Source organism: Citrobacter sp. wls613 (assembly GCF_005281195.1).
In the GTDB taxonomy this organism is placed as follows: Bacteria; Pseudomonadota; Gammaproteobacteria; order Enterobacterales; family Enterobacteriaceae; genus Citrobacter; species Citrobacter gillenii.
The window spans coordinates 1-20131 of sequence record NZ_SZXN01000042.1; the positions used below are offsets into that span (position 1 = coordinate 1).

At 55.2% G+C, this 20131-nt stretch carries 17 protein-coding genes and 2 pseudogenes; 8 read left to right on the forward strand and 11 right to left on the reverse strand.

The window, feature by feature from the left end; all coding sequences use genetic code 11:
• Positions 1-34: 34 nt before the first annotated feature.
• From FDX01_RS07330 to fes, 4 genes and pseudogenes are all read right to left on the reverse strand, one after another.
• Positions 35-676 (reverse strand): annotated as a pseudogene (locus FDX01_RS07330) (Wzz/FepE/Etk N-terminal domain-containing protein); the annotation flags it as partial.
• 227 nt (positions 677-903) lie between these two features.
• Positions 904-4794, reverse strand: coding sequence for an enterobactin non-ribosomal peptide synthetase EntF (gene entF, locus FDX01_RS07335; RefSeq protein ID WP_137399538.1), 3891 nt, complete (start codon positions 4792-4794; stop codon positions 904-906).
• Positions 4791-5009, reverse strand: coding sequence for an MbtH family protein (locus FDX01_RS07340; protein WP_096757939.1), 219 nt, complete (start codon positions 5007-5009; stop codon positions 4791-4793). The genes entF and FDX01_RS07340 overlap by 4 nt, the downstream gene beginning before the upstream one ends.
• Before the next feature lie 30 nt (positions 5010-5039).
• A complete protein-coding gene (fes, locus tag FDX01_RS07345; protein ID WP_137399539.1) occupies positions 5040-6257 on the reverse strand; it encodes an enterochelin esterase in 1218 nt (405 codons plus the stop codon).
• A 252-nt stretch (positions 6258-6509) separates the two neighbouring features.
• Here fes and FDX01_RS07350 point away from each other — a divergent pair, with 252 nt between their 5' ends.
• Together FDX01_RS07350 and entD are read left to right on the forward strand one after the other, a co-directional pair.
• Positions 6510-8765, forward strand: a complete 2256-nt coding sequence (locus FDX01_RS07350; RefSeq protein ID WP_137399540.1) for a TonB-dependent siderophore receptor — start codon at positions 6510-6512, stop codon at positions 8763-8765.
• A 49-nt stretch (positions 8766-8814) separates the two neighbouring features.
• On the forward strand, positions 8815-9468 hold the full coding sequence (gene entD, locus FDX01_RS07355) for an enterobactin synthase subunit EntD (RefSeq protein ID WP_170974765.1): 654 nt from the start codon (positions 8815-8817) through the stop codon (positions 9466-9468).
• Here entD and FDX01_RS07360 read toward each other — a convergent pair.
• Together FDX01_RS07360 and FDX01_RS07365 are read right to left on the reverse strand one after the other, a co-directional pair.
• Entirely contained in the window at positions 9458-10537 is a 1080-nt protein-coding gene (locus tag FDX01_RS07360; protein ID WP_137399542.1) for an alpha/beta hydrolase, read from the reverse strand. The two genes, entD and FDX01_RS07360, sit on opposite strands and share 11 nt — an antisense overlap.
• Positions 10538-10620: 83 nt before the next feature.
• Positions 10621-11325 carry a GNAT family protein gene (locus FDX01_RS07365; RefSeq protein WP_137362451.1) on the reverse strand — a complete coding sequence of 235 codons (705 nt, stop codon included), beginning with the start codon at positions 11323-11325 and terminating at the stop codon, positions 10621-10623.
• 267 nt (positions 11326-11592) lie between these two features.
• Here FDX01_RS07365 and FDX01_RS07370 point away from each other — a divergent pair, with 267 nt between their 5' ends.
• Both FDX01_RS07370 and FDX01_RS07375 read left to right on the forward strand, forming a co-directional pair.
• The gene (locus FDX01_RS07370) at positions 11593-12711 is read left to right on the forward strand and encodes a YbdK family carboxylate-amine ligase (protein ID WP_137399543.1); all 1119 of its coding nucleotides are present in this window, start codon (positions 11593-11595) and stop codon (positions 12709-12711) included.
• Positions 12712-12777: 66 nt separating this feature from the next.
• A complete protein-coding gene (locus FDX01_RS07375; RefSeq protein ID WP_115259141.1) occupies positions 12778-13026 on the forward strand; it encodes a DUF1158 domain-containing protein in 249 nt (82 codons plus the stop codon).
• Between the two features lie 21 nt (positions 13027-13047).
• Here the strand turns inward: FDX01_RS07375 and FDX01_RS07380 are convergent, their stop codons facing one another.
• Positions 13048-13389 carry a RamA family antibiotic efflux transcriptional regulator gene (locus FDX01_RS07380; protein ID WP_045440915.1) on the reverse strand — a complete coding sequence of 114 codons (342 nt, stop codon included), beginning with the start codon at positions 13387-13389 and terminating at the stop codon, positions 13048-13050.
• A gap of 16 nt (positions 13390-13405) precedes the next feature.
• Positions 13406-14518: an MBL fold metallo-hydrolase gene (locus FDX01_RS07385; protein WP_137399544.1), complete on the reverse strand. Its 1113-nt coding sequence runs from the start codon at positions 14516-14518 to the stop codon at positions 13406-13408.
• Between the two features lie 189 nt (positions 14519-14707).
• Here FDX01_RS07385 and FDX01_RS07390 point away from each other — a divergent pair, with 189 nt between their 5' ends.
• From FDX01_RS07390 to FDX01_RS07405, 4 genes are all read left to right on the forward strand, one after another.
• Positions 14708-15289 carry a TetR/AcrR family transcriptional regulator gene (locus tag FDX01_RS07390; RefSeq protein WP_115259143.1) on the forward strand — a complete coding sequence of 194 codons (582 nt, stop codon included), beginning with the start codon at positions 14708-14710 and terminating at the stop codon, positions 15287-15289.
• Positions 15289-15657, forward strand: coding sequence for an MmcQ/YjbR family DNA-binding protein (locus FDX01_RS07395; protein WP_096757953.1), 369 nt, complete (start codon positions 15289-15291; stop codon positions 15655-15657). The genes FDX01_RS07390 and FDX01_RS07395 overlap by 1 nt, the downstream gene beginning before the upstream one ends.
• Positions 15658-15776: 119 nt before the next feature.
• Positions 15777-16430, forward strand: coding sequence for an oxygen-insensitive NAD(P)H nitroreductase (gene nfsB / locus FDX01_RS07400; protein WP_115259145.1), 654 nt, complete (start codon positions 15777-15779; stop codon positions 16428-16430).
• A 64-nt stretch (positions 16431-16494) separates the two neighbouring features.
• Positions 16495-17739: a mechanosensitive ion channel family protein gene (locus FDX01_RS07405; protein ID WP_115259146.1), complete on the forward strand. Its 1245-nt coding sequence runs from the start codon at positions 16495-16497 to the stop codon at positions 17737-17739.
• A 3-nt stretch (positions 17740-17742) separates the two neighbouring features.
• On the opposite strand, the gene FDX01_RS07410 is transcribed toward FDX01_RS07405, so the two are convergent.
• The 3 genes and pseudogenes from FDX01_RS07410 to FDX01_RS07420 form a co-directional block, all read right to left on the reverse strand.
• On the reverse strand, positions 17743-18723 hold the full coding sequence (locus tag FDX01_RS07410; protein WP_115259147.1) for a LacI family DNA-binding transcriptional regulator: 981 nt from the start codon (positions 18721-18723) through the stop codon (positions 17743-17745).
• A 75-nt stretch (positions 18724-18798) separates the two neighbouring features.
• On the reverse strand, positions 18799-19950 hold the full coding sequence (locus FDX01_RS07415; RefSeq protein ID WP_137399545.1) for a Gfo/Idh/MocA family oxidoreductase: 1152 nt from the start codon (positions 19948-19950) through the stop codon (positions 18799-18801).
• A pseudogene (locus FDX01_RS07420) lies at positions 19947-20131 on the reverse strand (sugar phosphate isomerase/epimerase); the annotation flags it as partial. The gene FDX01_RS07415 and the pseudogene FDX01_RS07420, both read right to left, overlap by 4 nt.

The window sequence follows — 20131 nt, forward strand, 5'->3', positions numbered from 1 at the left end:
TCATACACTAAATCAGTAAGTTGGCACCATTACCGGTTTTGATGGCCAGTTTATTGCGAATATTCTCCAGCGTTTCTTTCACAACACGGTCAGAAATAAACTGGATATACCCTGCCAGCACGGCCTGCGCTTCTTCAGCCAGCGGTGCGGTAAAGCTTAGCGTCCACGCGGTATACAGCGAGGTTTCATTCTTCTTACCCTGATTTGCATCAACCGCTTTCATTTTTTCACTGAGGCGTACTATCGCCCGATGCAAATCCATTTCGTCTATATCAGCGCCTTTCAGCTGATCCATCACATAAGGTGAAGAGCGCAGATACTCTTCCAGCAGCGATGGCGACTGAAATTTCTTGATAAACAGGTTAAATACATCACCACGGTTAACGCTAATATCCATGTCCAGCACACGCAACTTGGTCAACGCATTCTCAAGTCCCTGCCACTGCACGGGTTCAGCTGGGGTAACAATTGCCTCACTGGTCCATTTTTGCGGAAGCAGAAAAGACACCAAAATCCCCACGCAGGCAAACGCGAAGACGGTAGCAATAATCTTGGTCCTGGCGCGCCACAAAATCTCGAGCAGGTTGAATAAATCAATTTCATTACCGCTTACCGTCGTCTGCGGATAAGCAGCTAATTCTGAATCATTATCTTTCTTTATTTTTAATGATGACATGTTGTGTAACCTGAATTTCTGGCCAAAAGAAACGTCTTCCTGTAGACAAAGTCTACCAGCTAATAAGAATTATCCGAAACACTCTTTGCCCCTAATAACCTGCCAGATATTATATTCAGAATTTATTAAGCCTTATGGTCTCCCAGATCAGCATAAACAAAACAACCTCATAACATTTAATTTACATTATGAGGTTGTTCAAATAAGCCAATAGTGAGTATTCCCGGCTACGCAGGCGGAGCGATCAACCTGTTTATGATCGGCCCAATCTTCTCAAACGCCGACGGCGAAATAATATCAACGTGCGCGCAGTCCTGACGGTAGATATCCAGACTGGCTATCCACGGCGACCAGCTATGTTCAGGGCTGACACCCGGCGGTAAGGTACGCTCAGCGACAAACAGCGTGGCGTGACCGTCAAAAGGCACGCTGTGCGCGGTGGTTAACAGACGCACCGCATCGGCATAGTTACCCTCAATGGTGCTAAACAGCGTGTCGGACGCATTGCCCTGCTGCGCCGCCAGAAACGCCTCGCGTTCGCGTTCGATTTCCGCCAATACGGCAGGATCCAACCCATTGGCCTCTTTTTCCTGCCAGTTTTGCGTTTCCGGCGGCCAGGTATCCAGCAACCCCAGGAATGCAACCTTCTCTCCCCTGGCCTGCAAGCGTGCCGCAATACCCTGCGCCAGCGTGCCGCCCAGCGAATACCCCAGTAAATAGTAGGGGCCGTGAGGCTGCTGCTCCAGCAACGTTTTAAGATGGTATTCACAGACATCATCGAGATTTGCTGCCGTCTGCATCGGCCCACTAGGCCGTGGCGACTGAATGCCAGTAATTGACCACTCAGGGTTCAAATAGCGCGATAACACGCTAAACTGCCAGGCAAAGCCGGACGCCGGATGGAAACAGAACAGCGTTGGGCCGTGGCTGGTGCGCAGCGGTAGCAGCGCTTCAAACCCCAGTTGCTGTGACTGTGCGTCATCGTTGCTGTCCAACAGCGTACTGAGTTGTTCAACGGTGGAAGCAACCATCACCTGCCCTGGCGTCACCTGACGTTCAAATACGCGGCTCAACTGCGCCGCCAGCTTCATTGCCAGCAACGAATGACCGCCGAGCGCGAAGAAGTCTGCTGCTACATCATTAACTTCACAGCCCAGCAGCGCGGAAAAGGCCTCGGCAATGGTGGTCTCCGTGCCCGGGTATGGCGCGCGTCCTGCCGTACGCGGCGTCAACTGCGGCATCGGTAAGGCTTTACGATCCAGCTTACCGTTGGCGCTGAGCGGTAACTCCGCCAGCTGCAATAACACGGTCGGCACCATATGCGCAGGCAGCGTTTCACGCAGTCTCGCCTGTAGTGCGGGAATATCCAGCGGTAACCCCGAATGCGACACCAGATACCCGACCAGCTGGCGCGCATCGCCGCCGGTAGCTACCGCCTGATTGAATACGCAGGCATGGGCCACGGCATGCTTGACATCCAGTAGCGTCTGCATTACCCGATCAATCTCACCCAGTTCAATGCGCTGCCCGCGGATTTTTAGCTGGTCATCGCTGCGCCCGAGATACTCCACCGCACCATTATCCAGCCAGCGCGCCACGTCCCCGGTACGGTACATGCGTTCACCGGGCGCAAACGGATCGGCAATAAAACGACTTGCCGTCAGGTCCGGGCGGCCCAGATACCCCTGCGCCAGTTGGATCCCTGTCAGGTACAGATCGCCCGCCACGCCGACAGGCACCGGGCGCATCATGGCATCAAGGATCCGCAGGCCCGTATTCCAGACCGGATAGCCAATCGGCACGCTGTTGCCGGTCACGGCGGCAAGCGCATCTCCGCATGCCGGATACCAGCTGACATCCACCGCCGCTTCGGTCGGGCCGTACAAATTGTGCAGCGGTGCGTGGGTCAACTGTTCCCACTCGCGGCACAGTTCTGCTGGCAGGGCTTCACCGCTGCAGAACACCTGCTTCAGCGTAGCGCAGCTTTCCCGCGCCGTCTCCGGCGTCAGCGAGGCAACAAACGCCGCCAGCATCGACGGCACAAAGTGCGTGGTGGTTACGCCATATTGTGCAAAGAACTGCTGCATCGCCAGCGGGTCACGATGCGCCTCAGGCTCCGCCATCACCAGCTTTGCGCCCGCAATAAACGGCCAGAAAAACTCCCACACCGAGACATCAAAACTGCATGGCGTTTTTTGCGCCACCACATCATCGGCGGTCAGCGGATAGTGATTTTGCATCCACAACAGGCGGTTAACGATGGCGGTTTGCCCCACCATCACCCCCTTTGGTCTGCCGGTCGAACCCGAGGTAAAGATGATGTAAGCGGTATGCTCTGGACGCGATAACGCCAGCGGGACGCTATTTTCCGTTGGCAGCGGCGCGTTATAGCACACACTGTCCAGCCCAGGAATATCGCGAAAGCGGGACAGCTGTTCTTCGGTAGTGATCAACAACGTAGGACGTGCATCTTCCAGCATCATCCGCAGACGATCGTCCGGATAGCCGGTATCCAGCGGCAGCCAGGCGGCACCCGCTTCCACAATGCCGTGTAATGCGAGCGTCAGGAACACAGAGCGCGGTAAGGCCACGGCAACGCTGTCGCCTGGTCGCACGCCGCGTTCACGCAGCACCTGCGCCAGTGCAACAACCTGCTCACGCATTTCGCGGTAGCTGAACTGATAGCGAGCGTCGGCCAGCGCCGGCGCATCCGGTGTTTTCGCGGCCTGTTCCGCCACCAGCGCGCTGAGCGTGGTGAACGGAATATCAATCGCCGTCTCGTTTATTTGCGCCAGCTGTTCCTGTTCTGACGGCAATAGCATATCGGCATCGCCGCAGCGCAGCGCCGGGTTTTCGGCAAACTGGCCCATCAGCGCGGTTAAACGCGACGCATGTTGCGCCAGCGTCGCCTCATCATAACGCTGTTTATTGGCGAGAATTTCAATGCTCAGACCGCCGTTTTCATCCGGGAACAGCGCCAGTTCCAGATCGTTAACCGGCCCGGTCGCCAGCGTATGGGTTTGTGCCTGGATGCCGGGAAGATCCAGCTGGTAGTCAAAGATTTTCACGTTCAGTACCGGACCAAACAGCGCCTCTTCACCGGCAGCCCGGCCGCCGTCGCGCACAATTTGCTCCGCATCATAACGCTGATGACGACGCATCTTCTTGAGCTGCCCGGCCAGTCGTTTCGCCAGTTCAGGTAGGCTTTCCGCGGCATCAAGATGCACACCGAATGGCAGCACATTCAACACCGGCCCGGTTGCCGTTAGCGCCGCCGACCCCATGCGGCGCATGAAAATAAACCCGGCGGCATAATCCATCCGGCTGCATAAACGCCCCAACCATAGTGCCACCAGCGCCAGTGCTAAATCCGCACGCTGAATGTCAGGCATGCGCGCGGCAAGCTGGCGGAATACGCCGTCGGGGGCAGTCAACTGCATGCGAATAATATCCGCGCTGGTCGCCCGGCCCGGCAGGGGTTTGCCCGACAGCGAAGCCGGTGGCGGCAACTGCTCTCGCTGCCCGGCCCAGAATGCGCCGTCACGTTGATACGCCTCGCTGTGGCGATACTGCTGATACTCTTCCACCACCTCGGAAAAAGGGGTAAAAGGTGATTCCGGCGTCGGTTCGCCGTGCTGCCATGCGCGGTAAATGGCGGCTATCTGGCGGGTGATGGCAGGAAAACTGAAACCATCCACCAGCAAATGATGATAGCGCTGATACCAGTACCAACGGTTATCTGCCACTTGAATAAGTTGATGGCAGACCAGGGGTTTTGCGCCATCGGCACGAATGTCTTGCTGCAAGTCAGCCTGCATCAACGCCCGAGCGGCGTCGTGCGGACTGGCCATGTCACGGACATCGATAATCTCGGGTTGCGTAAAAGTGAACGTTGGATCAACCCACTGCCAAACCTCGCCGTTGTCTTCGCAAAACCGCATACGCAGGGTATCAGCATGCCCCAGACCGACGACAACCGCTTTCGCCAGCAGCGGTGCGTTCAGTTCCCCGGTTAATTCCACGTAGTGCGCGACGCTCCATGCTGAAGGCAACGTGGAGAGTTTTTCCGCCATCCAGATCCCCGGCTGGGCCGCGACTAACGGTAAGCGCTGAGTCATTCTGCCTCCTGTACATCGGCATAATTTGCAGGTGTTAGCGTGGTCCAGTTTTCCGCAAGCCATTGCTGGCAGGCTTCCTGGGATTGCGGTTCGCATGCGATGGCCCAGCCAGCAGGAAGCGAGCACTGCTGCGGCCAAAGGCTAAACTGACGTTGGGGGTTTTGCAGAATGTAAAACTGCCCCTGCGGGTTATCGAAAGGGTTACTGAATTCCATACTCAACTCCTGTCGTGGAACATCGTCCGGTTAAATCGTGTCGGTGAGCGGCTGCCAGAGCGTCATCAGCCCGTGCATTAAGCCGCCGCGCCAGCAAAGCGCGTCGTGTCCACCTTCAACCTGACGCCAGAAAATAGACCGTGGTGCATGCGGTAACTGTGCGAAGAGCGCCTGATTGGCGCGAAAAATAATCGGTTCACGAATTCCGGCTTCCAGAACAATACGCAGCCCCTGCGCGCTCAACGTTCCTGCCCTCAGTTGTTCAATCACGATCCCATCCTGATGCCCTGCGCGATGCGGCCACCAGTAAGATCCGGACTGACTGAGCACGCAGCCAAAACGTTCCGGCCAGTTCAGACCGGCATACAGCGAGGACAATCCCCCAAAGCTTTGCCCGGCGACGACCGTGCGCTGCGGATCGTCACTGAACGCGGCAGTCGCGTTCACCAGCGGCAGTAACTCCTGTTGTACCGCCAGCCAGAAATCGGCATTGCACGGCAGCTCGCGACTGCGATGAGGCGTATCGATGGCATCAATTAGGAGATAAACGGCAGGGGGGAGCTGATGTCGCTGGGTCAGTGAGGTCAGCGCGGGCCAGACCGGCATGCTGTGCGCCCAAAACTGTCCGTCCAGCAGGACTGCCAGCGGACGTTCCCCGGGATTTGCCTCGCCTGTGGTAAACACCCACACGCGGCGCGTATTACCTAACCTTTCGCTGTGCCATTGCAAGCAAAGCGCTGGTGAATCCGGAGGTTGGGGACTGTCCCAGCCAGGCTGAACGGGGGCGTCGGGCATTTCCAGCGCTGAGACCGCATGCCCGCGCCCGCCTTGCCAGCTTTGAGGATTGAGGGGATCGGCGATGGCCTGCGGCAGCAGCTGTCGCCAGCCTTCGCGTAGTAACGTTCTGTCCGGAGTGTCGCCTGCGTTCAACGTGGCAAAAATGTCGTCTCGTGCAGAAGGGATGAAACAGTAACTGCCGCGCCAGCGGGCGTTCAGGGTAATGCTCCAGCACCAAACATCTGTACCGTCAATACGTTGCATCGACTGGGGAACGGCATTTTGATGGTGGTCGGTCACGCCGGTAATGTAGACCCACACGCGACGAATTGTTGAGTGTTTTTCCGTTCCCTGCGGGTCACGCCACCAAAACGTCACGCGGTAATCGCCGCTGTCCTCACGCACCCATTCCGGGCCATTTTTTGACTGCCACCACGCCTCACTTCCCATCATTAACGCCGCCACCGTCATAACCCCATGTTTATTGTGCAATTTTAAATCTAATCGTGAAATATATTGATAATATTATTGATAACTATTTGCATTTGCAATAGCGTATTGTCGCGCTGTGGGAAGCGCGTACAGTTTTTCACCACTCATAAACCGACCTGACGCTGCGAACTTTTTCTGGAACGGATGGTTTTCGCAGGAGCGGGCGACATCAGGCCAAATGCCCCACAACGGCACATTGGTTCACGTGGCTAAAAGAAAGCAGGACATACAATGAACAACAAGATTCATTCACTGGCCTTATTGGTCAATTTAGGGATTTACGGGATAGCGCTGCCAGCCATGGCAGAAGATAAAACCGATAGCACCGCCGTCTCGCATGAAGATACCATCGTCGTTACCGCCGCCCAGCAGAACCTGCAGGCGCCAGGTGTTTCCACCATCACCGCTGATGAAATCCGTAAGAATCCTCCCGCGCGCGATGTGGCGGAAATCATCCGTACCATGCCTGGCGTTAACCTGACCGGTAACTCAACCAGCGGCCAGCGCGGCAACAACCGTCAGATTGATATTCGCGGCATGGGGCCAGAAAACACCCTGATCCTGATCGACGGCAAGCCGGTCACCAGCCGCAACTCCGTACGTCAGGGCTGGCGCGGCGAGCGTGATACCCGTGGCGATACAGCCTGGGTACCGCCGGAAATGATCGAGCGTATTGAGGTGCTGCGTGGTCCTGCTGCGGCGCGTTACGGTAACGGTGCTGCGGGTGGTGTGGTGAATATCATCACCAAAAAAGGCAGCAACGAGTGGCATGGTTCCTGGGATACCTATTTCAACGCCCCGGAACACAAAGAAGAAGGCTCCACCAAACGCACCAACTTCAGCCTGAATGGCCCACTGGGCGGGGATTTCAGCTTCCGTCTATATGGTAATCTTGATAAAACGCAGGCTGACGCCTGGGACATCAACCAGGGTCACCAGTCAGAACGTACCGGGACCTATGCCAACACCTTACCGGCGGGTCGTGAAGGGGTCATCAACAAAGACATTAACGGCGTAGTGCGATGGGACTTTGCCCCACTCCAGTCTCTCGAACTGGAAGCCGGTTACAGCCGTCAGGGCAACCTGTACGCGGGTGACACCCAAAACACCAACACCAACCAGTTGGTGAAAGATAACTACGGTAAAGAGACCAACCGTCTTTATCGCCAGAACTACTCCCTGACCTGGAACGGCGGCTGGGATAACGGCGTCACCACCAGCAACTGGGTACAGTACGAACACACGCGTAACTCCCGTACCCCGGAAGGATTAGCTGGCGGCACGGAAGGGATCTTCGATCCGAAAGCGTCGCAAAAATATGTCGACGCCGACCTGAGTGACGTCATGCTGCACAGTGAGGTCAGCATTCCGCTGGATCTGCTGGTCAACCAAAATCTGACGCTCGGTACCGAGTGGAACCAGCAGCGTATGAAAGACATGCTGTCCAACTCGCAAACCTTTATGGGCGGTAATATTCCTGGTTTTAGCAGCACCAACCGCAGCCCGTACTCGGATGCCGAGATCTTCTCTCTGTTCGCCGAAAACAACATGGAACTGACCGACAGCACCATGCTGACGCCGGGCCTGCGTTTCGATCACCACAGCATCGTGGGCAATAACTGGAGTCCGTCTCTGAACCTGTCTCAGGGACTGGGCGACGACTTTACCCTGAAAATGGGCATCGCGCGGGCCTATAAAGCGCCGAGCCTGTACCAGCTCAACCCGAACTATATTTTGTACAGTAAAGGCCAGGGCTGCTACGCCACCGGTTCCGCCAGCGGCATCGGCTGCTACATGATGGGCAACGACGACCTGAAAGCGGAAACCAGCATCAACAAAGAAATTGGCCTGGAGTTCAAACGCGACGGCTGGCTGGCTGGAGTCACCTGGTTCCGCAACGATTACCGCGATAAAATCGAAGCCGGTACCGTACCGTTGAACCGTATTAACAACGGTAAAACAGATATCTACCAGTGGGAAAACATTCCTAAAGCGGTAGTAGAAGGCCTGGAAGGTACGTTGAACGTCCCGGTTAGCCAAACCGTTAACTGGACCAACAACATCACCTACATGCTGCAAAGTAAAAATAAAGAGACCGGTGAACGTCTGTCGATTATTCCGCAGTACACGCTGAACTCCACGCTGAGCTGGCAGGCGCGCGAGGATCTGTCCTTGCAGTCCACCCTCACCTGGTATGGCAAACAGCAACCGAAGAAATACGATTACCAGGGCAAACCGGTGACCGGCAGCTCGGCTGATGAAGTCAGCCCGTACAGCATTGTCGGCCTGAGCGCGACCTGGGATGTCACCAAAAACGTCAGCCTGACCGGTGGCGTGGATAACGTCTTTGACAAACGCCTATGGCGCGAAGGGAATGCCCAGACCACGGGTGATATTGTGACCGGAAATTATATGGCGGGCGCAGGCGCGTACACCTATAACGAACCGGGCCGCACCTGGTATATGAGCGTTAACACGCACTTCTGATAACGTTTTTCCCTCTCCTCCATCGAGGAGAGGGAATTCGTGAGCCATCATGCACACAACCCACATTCCACTGTCCTTCGCCAGCCATACGCTGCATCTCGTTGAATTCGCCCCCGACAGCCTGCATGAACACGATCTGCTGTGGCTTCCTCATTACGCCCAGCTCGCAGCCTGCGGGCGTAAACGACAAGCGGAGCATTTAGCGGGGCGTATTGCCGCCGTCCATGCGCTGCGTGAATATGGCAGTAAAGCCGTGCCCGCCATCGGCGAGCGCCGCCAACCGCTGTGGCCACCAGGTCTGTTTGGCAGCATCAGCCATAGCGCTTCGACCGCGTTGGCAGTTGTCTCGCCGCATCCCATTGGGCTAGACATTGACGCTATTTTTACACCCGACACCGCTGCCGAACTGGCTGACAGCATTATCGACCACCATGAACAACAGGTTTTGCAAGGTTGCCCGGTCCCCTTTCCGCTCGCCTTAACCCTGGCGTTCTCCGCCAAAGAGAGCGTATATAAAGCGTTCAGTGCGCAAACTCGCGGACTGCCGGGCTTTGCCAGCGCCAAAATCATCGCCCTCACCGCCACGCACTTAACGGTGCAAATCATGCCGTCATTTTCGGCAAACCTCGGCGGATTGAACGTCAACGTGCGCTGGACCTCACGCGATAACAGCGTCATTACCCTGTGTGACGCTACTTTTTAACAAACTCACCAATCGCCTGATACGTAGCCTGCGCTTCCTGCGGGACTTTATCTTCCAGCATCAGATAGGCATGGGTCATCCCCGGAAAATGAACGTGCTGTACGGGAATGCCCTCAGCTTGCAGTTTGGCAACAAAGGCAAAATTCTCATCGCGCAACGGATCCAGCCCGCCGCTAAAGAGTAATGTGGCCGGAAAATCTTTACGCAATGGAAAATAGAGCGGTGATGCCAGTTTACGATCTTCATCATTCTGGAAATACTGCTGGAAGTACCAGCGTATTTTGCTTTCATCGAGCAGTTTCCCTGTGCCATTTTCCTTCACGGACGGCCAGCCTAACGTGTAATCCAGACTCGGGTAGATCAGCACCAGCCGATTAATCAGCCCCGGCTGATGACGGGAAAGCGACTCGGCGAGCGTTGCGCTGAAAGCACCGCCACCGCTGTCACCGACCAGGGTCAGTTGACGCTGATAGGGAATGTGCTGACGCTCGAGCAATGAATAGACATTTTCGACCACGGCTTTAGCATCGGAGAGACCTGCCGGATACGGGTTTTCCGGTGACCGCCGATAGTCGACCGACACCACCGTGTTGCCGGTTGCCGTCGCCAGATGCCGGGCTACGGGATCGTAGACCTCCACTGACCCACTCAGGTGTCCGCCGCCGTGAATAAACACCAACACCGCTGGCGAACCGGCTAATGACGGACGATAAATACGTACCGGGATGCGACGCTCCCCGGTATCCACTTCATCATTGATGACCGCTGCCATGGGGTCGGAAGTGGTGACGTTGGCTTTGGTCAAAGCCGCTAATCCTGCTCGCGAACTGAGCGTGTCGTAAACCGGTTTATCGGTCGTGGGTTGGGCGGCGAGAAATGCCGCCAGAGGTGCCGGCGGGGCTTGCGTCAGCGGGCCATGTTCCTGTTGCCAGCGTTGCTGATAGCGCTGTTGCTGCTCCTGCAACGCGTCGGCGCTGACAGCCGCGCTGAAAAGACTCGCCGCCATGGCGACTGCGGCGGGTTGAACTAAGCCCTTGCCGGATAACCCGAATCGGCTACCTGATTTCATGGTACGTTCTCCGTTGAACCGTTTCGCGAAAGAGTATAGCCGTTGCTAATAATCTGTCTGAACGGTTATGGCGGATGACGGTGTTATCCCTGCCGACACGCAGCCAGCGACTGACGCTGCTGACCCTGCGCATCAAAGTTTTCCGCGGCCAGCCAGCGTTGTAAAACGGCATCACGTTGTGGCCACTCGCCGTCAATCATCGATAGCCAGTCGCTGTCGCGGTTACGGCCCTTGCGCACAATTTTTTGGCGAAAACGTCCTTCAAAAACAAAACCTAAGCGTTCTGCCGCCCGTCTCGACGCATCGTTCAGCGAGTCACATTTCCACTCCACACGACGATACCCGAGGGCAAATGCCTGACGCAGCAGCAGCCAGACGGTTTCCGTCCCCAGCACCGTATTTTTCATCCGCGGCGACCAGGTTACATGACCAATTTCGACCGAGCCGTTCTCGCGGTCCATCGCCATAAAGCACACCAGCCCGACGGCGCGCCCCGAGCGCAAATCGATAACCGCGTAGGGAACCAGCCCGGCGTCAGTAGATTTTCCCTTCACCCAGTGGGCCGCTGCCGCAACGCTCGTCGGCCGCTCGCTAGCAAGCCAGGTCCAGTCACGTTCGTCCGGCGCTTGCGCATAGGCGTCAAATAAATCGGCGGCATGGCGGTCTGCATCCAGCACCTCAAGACGGCAATAACGACCCTCCAGTACAACCCGAGGCAGCACTGACGCCCCATTCCAGTCCGGCAGGACATCGCCTACCGTCTGTCCATACAGATTAATTTCCGGCACTGCTCACCCCCGTTGTGAAAGCAAAAAACAGTTATAGCACCTGTCATTTTGCGTTCAAAGCGCAGGATGTGGATTTCCCTTATCGTACGGAAAACCGCCAGTCCTTCTATACTCTAAGGATTTCGAGTTGCAGGAAGGCGACAAGACTGCAAATTCCTGGGAGCTTACTAAAGTAAGTGACCAGGATGAGCAAGCGCTGTCAACGCACCTGCGGCTCGAAAGACGACGAGTAAATACTGATTAAAAATCAACGCTCAAAGGAACGCTATGTCACTACCCGACTTTCATGTCTCCGAACCGTTTACATTGGGCATTGAGCTGGAAATGCAGGTGGTTAATCCGCCAGGCTATGACCTGAGCCAGGACTCTTCCCGACTGATTGACACCGTAAAACCGCAGCTCACCGTCGGAGAAGTGAAGCACGATATCACCGAAAGTATGCTGGAGATGGCAACCGGCGTCTGCCGTAATATTGATCAAGCGGCAGCAGAGTTTTCCGCCATGCAGCAGATAATCCTGCAGACCGCGGCGGAATATCACCTCGACATCTGCGGCGGCGGCACGCACCCGTTTCAGACATGGCGGCGTCAGGAGGTGTGCGATGACGAGCGCTACCGGCGCAACCTGGAGAACTTTGGTTATCTCATCCAGCAGGCAACGGTGTTTGGCCAGCATGTTCACATAGGTTGTACCCACGGAGACGACGCCATTTACCTGCTGCACGGCCTGTCACGCTTTGTGCCGCATTTTATTGCGCTCTCTGCCGCCTCACCGTATATGCAAGAAGCCGATACGCGATTTGCCTGCGCTCGACTCAATATCTTCTCAGGATTTCCCGATAACGGTCCGATGCCGTGGGTTAACAACTGGCAGGAGTTTGAGGGATTATTTCGTCGACTGGCCTACACCAGCCTCGTTGACAGCATTAAGGATTTGCACTGGGACATCCGCCCCAGTCCGCACTTTGGCACGGTAGAAGTTCGCGTAATGGACACCCCGCTCACCCTCGAGCATGCGATCAACATGGCCGGGCTCATTCAGGCTACGGCCCACTGGTTGTTGAAAGAGCGTCCCTTCAAACATCAGGAGCGTGATTACCTGCTGTATAAATTTAACCGTTTTCAGGCCTGCCGCTTTGGTCTGGAGGGGATCGTTACCGACGTGCATACCGGCACTCATCACCGACTGGCGGATGACACACTTCGATTGCTGGAGCTTGTCGCCCCCTCGGCGGATAAAGTGGGTGCCGCCAGTGCCATTGACGCCTTACACCAGCAGGTAAAAAATGGGCACAACGAAGCGCAGCGCATGCGTGATTTTGTGGCCGATGGCGGATCGCTAAGCGGACTGGTGAAAAAACATTGTGAGATCTGGGCGGGGCGTTAAGCGAGGGGTTTGCGTTAGCACGGGAGATCCCGGACAATGGTCTTTTAACTCAAGTTTAACAATGTTATGAAACACCCGCTTGAATCACTGATGACCGCCGCCGGGATCCTGCTGTTGGCCTTTCTGTCCTGCCTGCTGCTGCCCGCGCCTTCGCTTGGCCTGGTGCTGGCGCAAAAACTCGTCGCCACTTTACATTTGATGGATCTTAACCAGTTTTATACGTTGCTATTTTGCTTGTGGTTTTTACTGCTTGGGGTGATTGAGTATTTTATTCTGCGTTTTATCTGGCGACGCTGGTTCTCGCTGGCGGATTAGCCCCGCGAGAACCTTTCGTCGTTAATGCGTACGGCTGTGGTTTTCTTTGCGGTACGCCCCAGGTGGCTGGCTGAACGTACGGGTGAAGATACGCGTAAAGGTTTGTTGCGAATCGAAGCCGTACTTTAGGCAGATATCGTACACTTTCTGGTCGGTATCACGCAAATCACGCGCCGCCAGCAGCAGCTTACGCTCGCGAATGTAGCGCCCAAGGCTCTCGCCTTTATACTGCATAAACAGACGCTGCAGATGCCATTTTGAATATCCCGCGTGGCGGGCAATATCATCAATGCGCAATGGTTGATTCAAATTATCATCAATCCATTCGACAATCGTCTCGATAACTTGTGCAGAAATCGTCATCGTTATCTCCCTTTTTTCATTGAGCCGCTGGCTGCCACCAGGCCGTGAACGGTTGGTCCGGTTCGGACAGTACTACCGGCTCACCCAGCATCGGCGTCAGCAGACGGTAATCTTTGAGACGGCTGGCCAGCGCCAGACGCTTGTAGGGATCGTCCCAGCTATGTTTCGCCAGTACAAAACGACCGGCATGACCGGGCACAACGGCTTTGGCATGGAGATCGGCGGATGCCTGCGCGGTCTCTTCCGGCATCATATGAATGAACTTCCAGTCCTGGTCATATTGACCGTTCTCCATAATCGCCACATCGACCGTGCCGAACTGTTCGCCAATCGCTTTAAAATGCGGCCCGTAGCCGGAGTCTCCACTGTAATAAATATTTTGCTCTGGCGTTTCCAACATAAAGCTGGCCCACAGGGTCTGGTTACGCTTGATGCCGCGCCCTGAAAAATGCCGTGCCGGCAGGACATGCACAATCAGTGAGTCCGTCACTCTGACGGACTGATTCCAGTCCCGCTCTTCAATTATCTCGCTGTTCATTCCCCAGTACCGCAGATGCGACCCGACGCCAAGCGGCGTAATCACCCGCTTAATCTTCGGCATCAACGCCTTTATGGTGGCAAGATCCAGATGGTCATAGTGGTCGTGCGAGATGATGAGCAGATCGATTTCGGGCATGTTTTGAGCCGTCCACGGATACTCCCCGGCAAAGGCTTTATTCAGAAATGAAAACGGCGCAGCGTAGTTGCTCAATACCGGGTCGATCAGAATGCGTTGACCCGCCAGCTGCAAATACCACGAGGAATGACCCAGCCAGACGAGAGTATCCTGCTGCGGTGACAGACGCGCGAGTTCGGTTGCCGCCAGCGGCAATGGTTGCGCAGGGCGGGCATTTTCGCGCTTCGCGACCAGAAATTCCCACCAGGCTGCCAGCATGCTTTTGTTGCCGGTGTAACCCAGCGTGGGCACCTGATTATGAAACTGTCCGTCACGGTAGTGTGGTGACTGTTCAACCTCACTCAGTTGTGCCCCTTGCGGCGCCTGACCGAATCCGGCATTGAGTACAAACGGTAAACTTGCAGCTGCAGCAATGAGCATAATAACAACCACACAAACGGTGAGACGCCTCATATCCTGACCTTAAACGCGCCCCTTTCCGCTGGTTTGCGCGACTGACTCTTGATTATGAGTGAGTAAGCACTCATTATAGAAATCGCAAGTTCGCCGTCAAGATGATTTTCAATCTTTGACATTCACCGTTGCGGTGCTGCGAAGGCCGTGATTCAATCGTGTTTTTAACAGGCTTAAGGGTAAAGTGTAGTGGCTCGTCCGAAGAGTGAAGATAAAAAATTGGCATTACTGGAAGCAGCAACCATAGCATTTGCGCAGTCCGGCATTGCGGCCTCTACCGCCGTCATTGCCCGCAATGCAGGCGTTGCTGAGGGAACTTTGTTTCGCTATTTCGCGACAAAAGATGACCTCATCAACGAACTTTACCTCCATTTAAAGCACGATATGTGCCAGTCAATGATGGCCAATCTGGACCGTTCAGTGACCGATGCCAAAACCATGATTCACTTCATCTGGAATAGCTACATTAGCTGGGGCCTGCATCACACCGCCGGACATCGCGCCATCCGTCAGCTTGCCGTCAGCGAGAAAATCACCAAAGAAACCGAGCAACGGGCTGAGGATATGTTCCCCGAACTGCGTGATTTTTGTCATCGCTCGGTGCGCCCGGAGTTTATGTCCGACGAGTATCGCGCCTTTGGTGACGCGTTTTTCCTGTCACTGGCTGAAACCACAATGGAATTTGCTACCCGCACCCCTGCCCGCGCCGATGAATACATTGCCATGGGGTTTGAAACCATGTGGCGCGCCCTCACCCGCGAGGAAAAATAATGGACGGTCAGACATTACATGCGTGCGCAAAACGCCTTGCGCTTGAACTGCCGTTTACCGAACACTGCTGGCCGTTTGGCCCGGAATACGACGTCTTTAAGGTCGGCGGCAAGATTTTTATGCTGGTCTCAGAGCATCACGGACGCCCGCTGGTCAACCTGAAGTCAGACCCGCAAAAGTCGCTGCTCAATCAGCAGATCTACCCCAGTATCGAACCCGGTTACCACATGAATAAAAAGCACTGGATTTCAGTTTATCCCGGTGACGATATTACCGAGTCCTTACTGGCAGACCTGGTGAACGACTCGTGGCATCGGGTGGTGGACGGCCTACCTAAGCGGGAACAAAAACGCCTGCGTCCCGTCTGATTTATCGCTAACCCCGATAAGTGTTTATGCCTTTTTCTGTCTTATCTTTTTGCCGCTTTCCCTGTACCCTGCTGAAACAAAACGCACCCGCAGGGTAAGAAAAACGACCAGGAGTTTTTATGGATATTGTTTCTGTCGCCTTAAAACGCTACTCCACCAAGGCATTCGATCCGACCAAAAAACTGACCGCTGAGCAGGCAGAAAAATTAAAAACGCTGCTGCAGTTCAGTCCGTCCAGCACCAACTCGCAGCCGTGGCATTTTATCGTGGCCAGCACTGACGAAGGCAAAGCGCGCGTAGCCAAAGCCGCCGCCGGCGGTTTTGTGTTCAACGAACGTAAAATCCTCGATGCGTCCCACGTCGTGGTGTTCTGCGCCAAAACAGCGATGGACGATGCTTGGCTGGAACGTGTAGTGGATCAAGAAGAAGTCGATGGTCGTTTCGCCACGCCGGAAGCCAAAGCCGCCAACCACAAAGGCCGAACCTTCTTTGCCGATCTGCACCGCAAAGAGCTCAAAGATGATGCGCACTGGATGGCAAAACAGGTGTACCTGAACGTCGGTAACTTCCTGTTAGGCGTGGCGGCAATGGATCTCGATGCGGTACCCATCGAAGGCTTTGATGCCGCGGTTCTCGATGCAGAATTTGGTCTGCAAGATAAAGGATTCACCAGCGTGGTTATCGTCCCGGTGGGCCACCACAGCGTAGAAGACTTCAACGCCGCGCTGCCAAAATCACGTCTGCCGCAGGAAACTACCCTGACGGAAGTCTGATCCTCACATTTGCATAACCTCCACACAGCGGTCATCATAGACCGCTGTTTATTAAGGAGACGTTATGCAGGAATTGATATCTCAGGTAGAAGACCTCGGCATTGAAATGAATCACACCACTTCGCTGGTGATGATTTTTGGCATTATTTTTATCACCGCCATTATTGTTCACGTTATTTTGCACTGGGTGGTACTACGCGCATTTGAAAAACGCGCCAACGCCAGCTCCCGCCTGTGGCTGCAAATCATCACGCAGAACAAGCTATTTCACCGCCTGGCGTTTACGCTGCAAGGTATCATCGTCAATATACAGGCCGCACTCTGGCTACAAAAAGGCAGCGAAGCCGCAGAGATATTAGTCACCTGCGCCCAGCTGTGGATCATGATGTACGCCCTGCTGTCGGTCTTTTCTCTGCTCGACGTTATTCTTAATCTGTCGCAAAAACTCCCCGCCGCCTCGCAGTTGCCGCTGAAAGGCATCTTTCAGGGCATCAAGTTAATCGGCGCGATTCTCGTCGGCATTCTGATGATTTCACTGCTGATTGGTCAATCACCCGCCATCCTGATAAGCGGTCTGGGTGCCATGGCGGCAGTCTTAATGCTGGTGTTTAAAGACCCGATCCTCGGTCTGGTAGCCGGAATACAGCTTTCGGCCAACGATATGCTCAAACTGGGCGACTGGCTGGAAATGCCGAAATACGGCGCAGATGGTGCGGTGATCGATATTGGTTTAACCACCGTCAAAGTACGCAACTGGGATAATACCATCACCACCATTCCCACCTGGTCGCTGGTCTCTGACTCGTTTAAAAACTGGAGCGGCATGTCAGCGTCCGGCGGTCGGCGAATTAAGCGCAGTATCAGCATCGATGCCACCAGCATTCGTTTTCTCGATGAAGATGAGCGCCAGCGATTGCATAAAGCACATCTGCTGAAACCGTATTTGACCACGCGCCTTCAGGAAATTAACGAGTGGAACCAGCAATTAGATGCACCTGAATCCGTCTTGAATCATCGCCGGATGACCAATATCGGGACGTTTCGCGCCTACCTGAACGAATATTTACGTCACCATCCGCGCATTCGCAAAGATATGACGTTAATGGTGCGCCAGTTAGCTCCGGACGACCACGGGTTGCCGATTGAGATTTATGCTTTTACTAATACAGTGGTGTGGCTGGAATATGAAAGTATTCAGGCTGACATCTTCGACCATATTTTTGCTGTGGTCGAAGAGTTCGGATTACGTATTCATCAGTCGCCGACCGGGAATGATATTCGCGCCCTGTCAGGGGCGTTTCAGCGTTAATCTTTAGCTACTGGCGCGCGCAATATAGCGCCAGTCCATCATCACCCTTTCTGTTGGGGCATCGGGGTTATCGATTTTATTCAGTAATAACCCCACCGCCTTGCGGCCAATATCACGCGAAGGTTGCTCAATAGTTGAAAGCTGTGGGGAGACCATTTCAGCCAATTCCGTACCGTCAAAGCCCACCACGGCGATATCCTGCGGGATCTGTAACCCGGCGTTGCTAATAGCACGCATCGCACCGGCTGCCAGCGTGTCCGATACCGCAAACACCGCGTCGGGTTTCACCCCCGCCGCCAGCAGGTTTTCCATCGCCGCGATCCCGGCGCTGGAACTTAATTCACGGGCGTACTCCACCGCCTGATACTCCAGCGATAACGCATGCAGCGCCGCCTTGTAGCCGCGTTCACGCAAACGGGCGTATTTATAGCTCAGGTCATGGTTGATCAGCGCAATACGCCGATAGCCCTTGTCTACCAGATGCGATATCACCGACTGCGCGGCGTCTACATCGTTAATGCCCACACAGGAAACCGCACCTTTATCGGCATATTCCGCACACTGCACCCACGGAGCATCGCCAATCAGGGTAGTCAGTTCCGGTAATTTTGAGAAGGCATCCATGGTGATGATGCCATCAACAATTTTACCTGACAGCAGCTTCAGCGCTGACTTCGAACGCGCTGTATCGGAACCAGAATTACACAGCAGAATGCGATAGCCATTTTTCTCCGCCTCCTCCTCAATACCTTTCACCACCTCGGCACAAAACGGGTTGGCAATGTTGGAGACCATTACGAGGATCATCGAGCTTCGCGCCGTGCGCAGTTGACGAGCCAGCAGGTTGGGCTGGTAATTACTTTCCTTAATAGCCTGCAGCACACGTTCACGGTTTTTGGCCTTGACGGACTCACTGTTATTCAGCACACGTGATACCGTCGCTACCGACACACCGGCAAGCTGGGCGATTTTTTGAATAGACATAACGACGACACATCCTGCGTTTTACGCTTTGTGCTGAGGCTACCATAAAATCACCGCCCGGCGAACCGGACCGGTTTAACGCTGTACCGACACCCAGCGCTGCTGTTGATGGCTTTTTATAATCGCATCAATGATGTACATCACGTCTGCACCATCCTTGAACGAGGCAAAACGTCGGGCCTGTGGCGCGGGCATTTGGCCTGTCTGTACGGCCTGATAGAACTGCAGCATCATATTTTTAAACGCATCCGGCCAGCCCTCAATATGCCCACCGGGGAAATGCGCGCTGGCGGCGACATCGGTATTCATTAGCCCCGGATCGTCCGTCAGGATCTGGTTCGCCTGTTGGCGGTGGCCCACCCACAGTTGCTGCGGCGTTTCCTGATCCCAACTCAACGCGCACTGGCTGCCGCTAATCTCAAAGCTCAGATGGTTTTTGCGCCCGGCGCTAACCTGCGAGACGCTAAAGCAGCCTTTGCTACCGTCGTCAAACCGCACCAGCACCGACCCGCGGTCTTCGGTGGTCACCGGTTTATCCTCCAACTGCCGACCAATCGTCTGCGAATTAAACGTCGCACCACCGGCCGCGTCCGCTTTCCGCGTGGGCCAGACGATCGCGAGATCGGCCATCACCTCAACAATGCGTTTACCGGTGACAAACTGCACCGTGTCGCACCAGTGCGAGCCAATATCGGCCACCGCCCGCGAGCCGCCGCCCAACGCCGCATCAACCCGCCAGTTGTAGTCGGTCTCCAGCAGCATCCAGTCCTGTAAATAGCTGCCCTGCACGGCAAACAGACGTCCAACGCTGCCATTGCGTACCATGCTGGCCGCCTGCTGCACCATCGCAAACTGGCGATAGACAAAACTCACGCCGTGCACGACCCCCGCCTGCTCCGCCAGCGTCACCAGTTCATGGGCCTCTTCGGGGGCCATGCACAGCGGTTTTTCAGAAAATACGTGCAGTCCAGCACGCAGTATCTGCCGGTTGATGTCGGCATGCAGATGATTCGGCGTACAGTTGTGGACCACCTGCAGCCCCGGGTGCGCTAACAGCGCTTCCACACTGCCATATGCATGAGGTACCTGTAGCACGCTGGCCCGCGCCTGAGCCACCGCCAGCAAACTGTCGCAGAGTGCCACCACCTGCACATTCCCCAGTCGACGCAGCGCCTCAATATGCGCAGGCCCAATAAACCCGCTGCCAATAATGCCAACCTGGATCATTTGCGTACCTCATCGCCTGCGGCGAAATCATCAAATGCGTGGGATGAAACCGGAATAATATGCCGCTGAATAAACTCACGGCCTTCGCGGGCGCCGGTTTCTGCGTCTTTCAGGCAGCATTCCCACTCCAGTACCGCCCAGCCGGGATAATCATATTGTGTGAGCTTGCTGAAAATCGTTT

What these genes read in the sequence shown, in the direction of transcription:
- entF (WP_137399538.1), bottom strand. Translation starts at nt 4,794, where the DNA reads ATGACTCAGCGCTTACCGTTAGTCGCGGCCCAGCCGGGGATCTGGATG.
- FDX01_RS07340 (WP_096757939.1), bottom strand. Translation starts at nt 5,009, where the DNA reads ATGGAATTCAGTAACCCTTTCGATAACCCGCAGGGGCAGTTTTACATT.
- fes (WP_137399539.1), bottom strand. Translation starts at nt 6,257, where the DNA reads ATGACGGTGGCGGCGTTAATGATGGGAAGTGAGGCGTGGTGGCAGTCA.
- FDX01_RS07350 (WP_137399540.1), top strand. Translation starts at nt 6,510, where the DNA reads ATGAACAACAAGATTCATTCACTGGCCTTATTGGTCAATTTAGGGATT.
- entD (WP_170974765.1), top strand. Translation starts at nt 8,815, where the DNA reads ATGCACACAACCCACATTCCACTGTCCTTCGCCAGCCATACGCTGCAT.
- FDX01_RS07360 (WP_137399542.1), bottom strand. Translation starts at nt 10,537, where the DNA reads ATGAAATCAGGTAGCCGATTCGGGTTATCCGGCAAGGGCTTAGTTCAA.
- FDX01_RS07370 (WP_137399543.1), top strand. Translation starts at nt 11,593, where the DNA reads ATGTCACTACCCGACTTTCATGTCTCCGAACCGTTTACATTGGGCATT.
- FDX01_RS07375 (WP_115259141.1), top strand. Translation starts at nt 12,778, where the DNA reads ATGAAACACCCGCTTGAATCACTGATGACCGCCGCCGGGATCCTGCTG.
- FDX01_RS07380 (WP_045440915.1), bottom strand. Translation starts at nt 13,389, where the DNA reads ATGACGATTTCTGCACAAGTTATCGAGACGATTGTCGAATGGATTGAT.
- FDX01_RS07385 (WP_137399544.1), bottom strand. Translation starts at nt 14,518, where the DNA reads ATGAGGCGTCTCACCGTTTGTGTGGTTGTTATTATGCTCATTGCTGCA.
- FDX01_RS07395 (WP_096757953.1), top strand. Translation starts at nt 15,289, where the DNA reads ATGGACGGTCAGACATTACATGCGTGCGCAAAACGCCTTGCGCTTGAA.
- nfsB (WP_115259145.1), top strand. Translation starts at nt 15,777, where the DNA reads ATGGATATTGTTTCTGTCGCCTTAAAACGCTACTCCACCAAGGCATTC.
- FDX01_RS07405 (WP_115259146.1), top strand. Translation starts at nt 16,495, where the DNA reads ATGCAGGAATTGATATCTCAGGTAGAAGACCTCGGCATTGAAATGAAT.
- FDX01_RS07410 (WP_115259147.1), bottom strand. Translation starts at nt 18,723, where the DNA reads ATGTCTATTCAAAAAATCGCCCAGCTTGCCGGTGTGTCGGTAGCGACG.
- FDX01_RS07415 (WP_137399545.1), bottom strand. Translation starts at nt 19,950, where the DNA reads ATGATCCAGGTTGGCATTATTGGCAGCGGGTTTATTGGGCCTGCGCAT.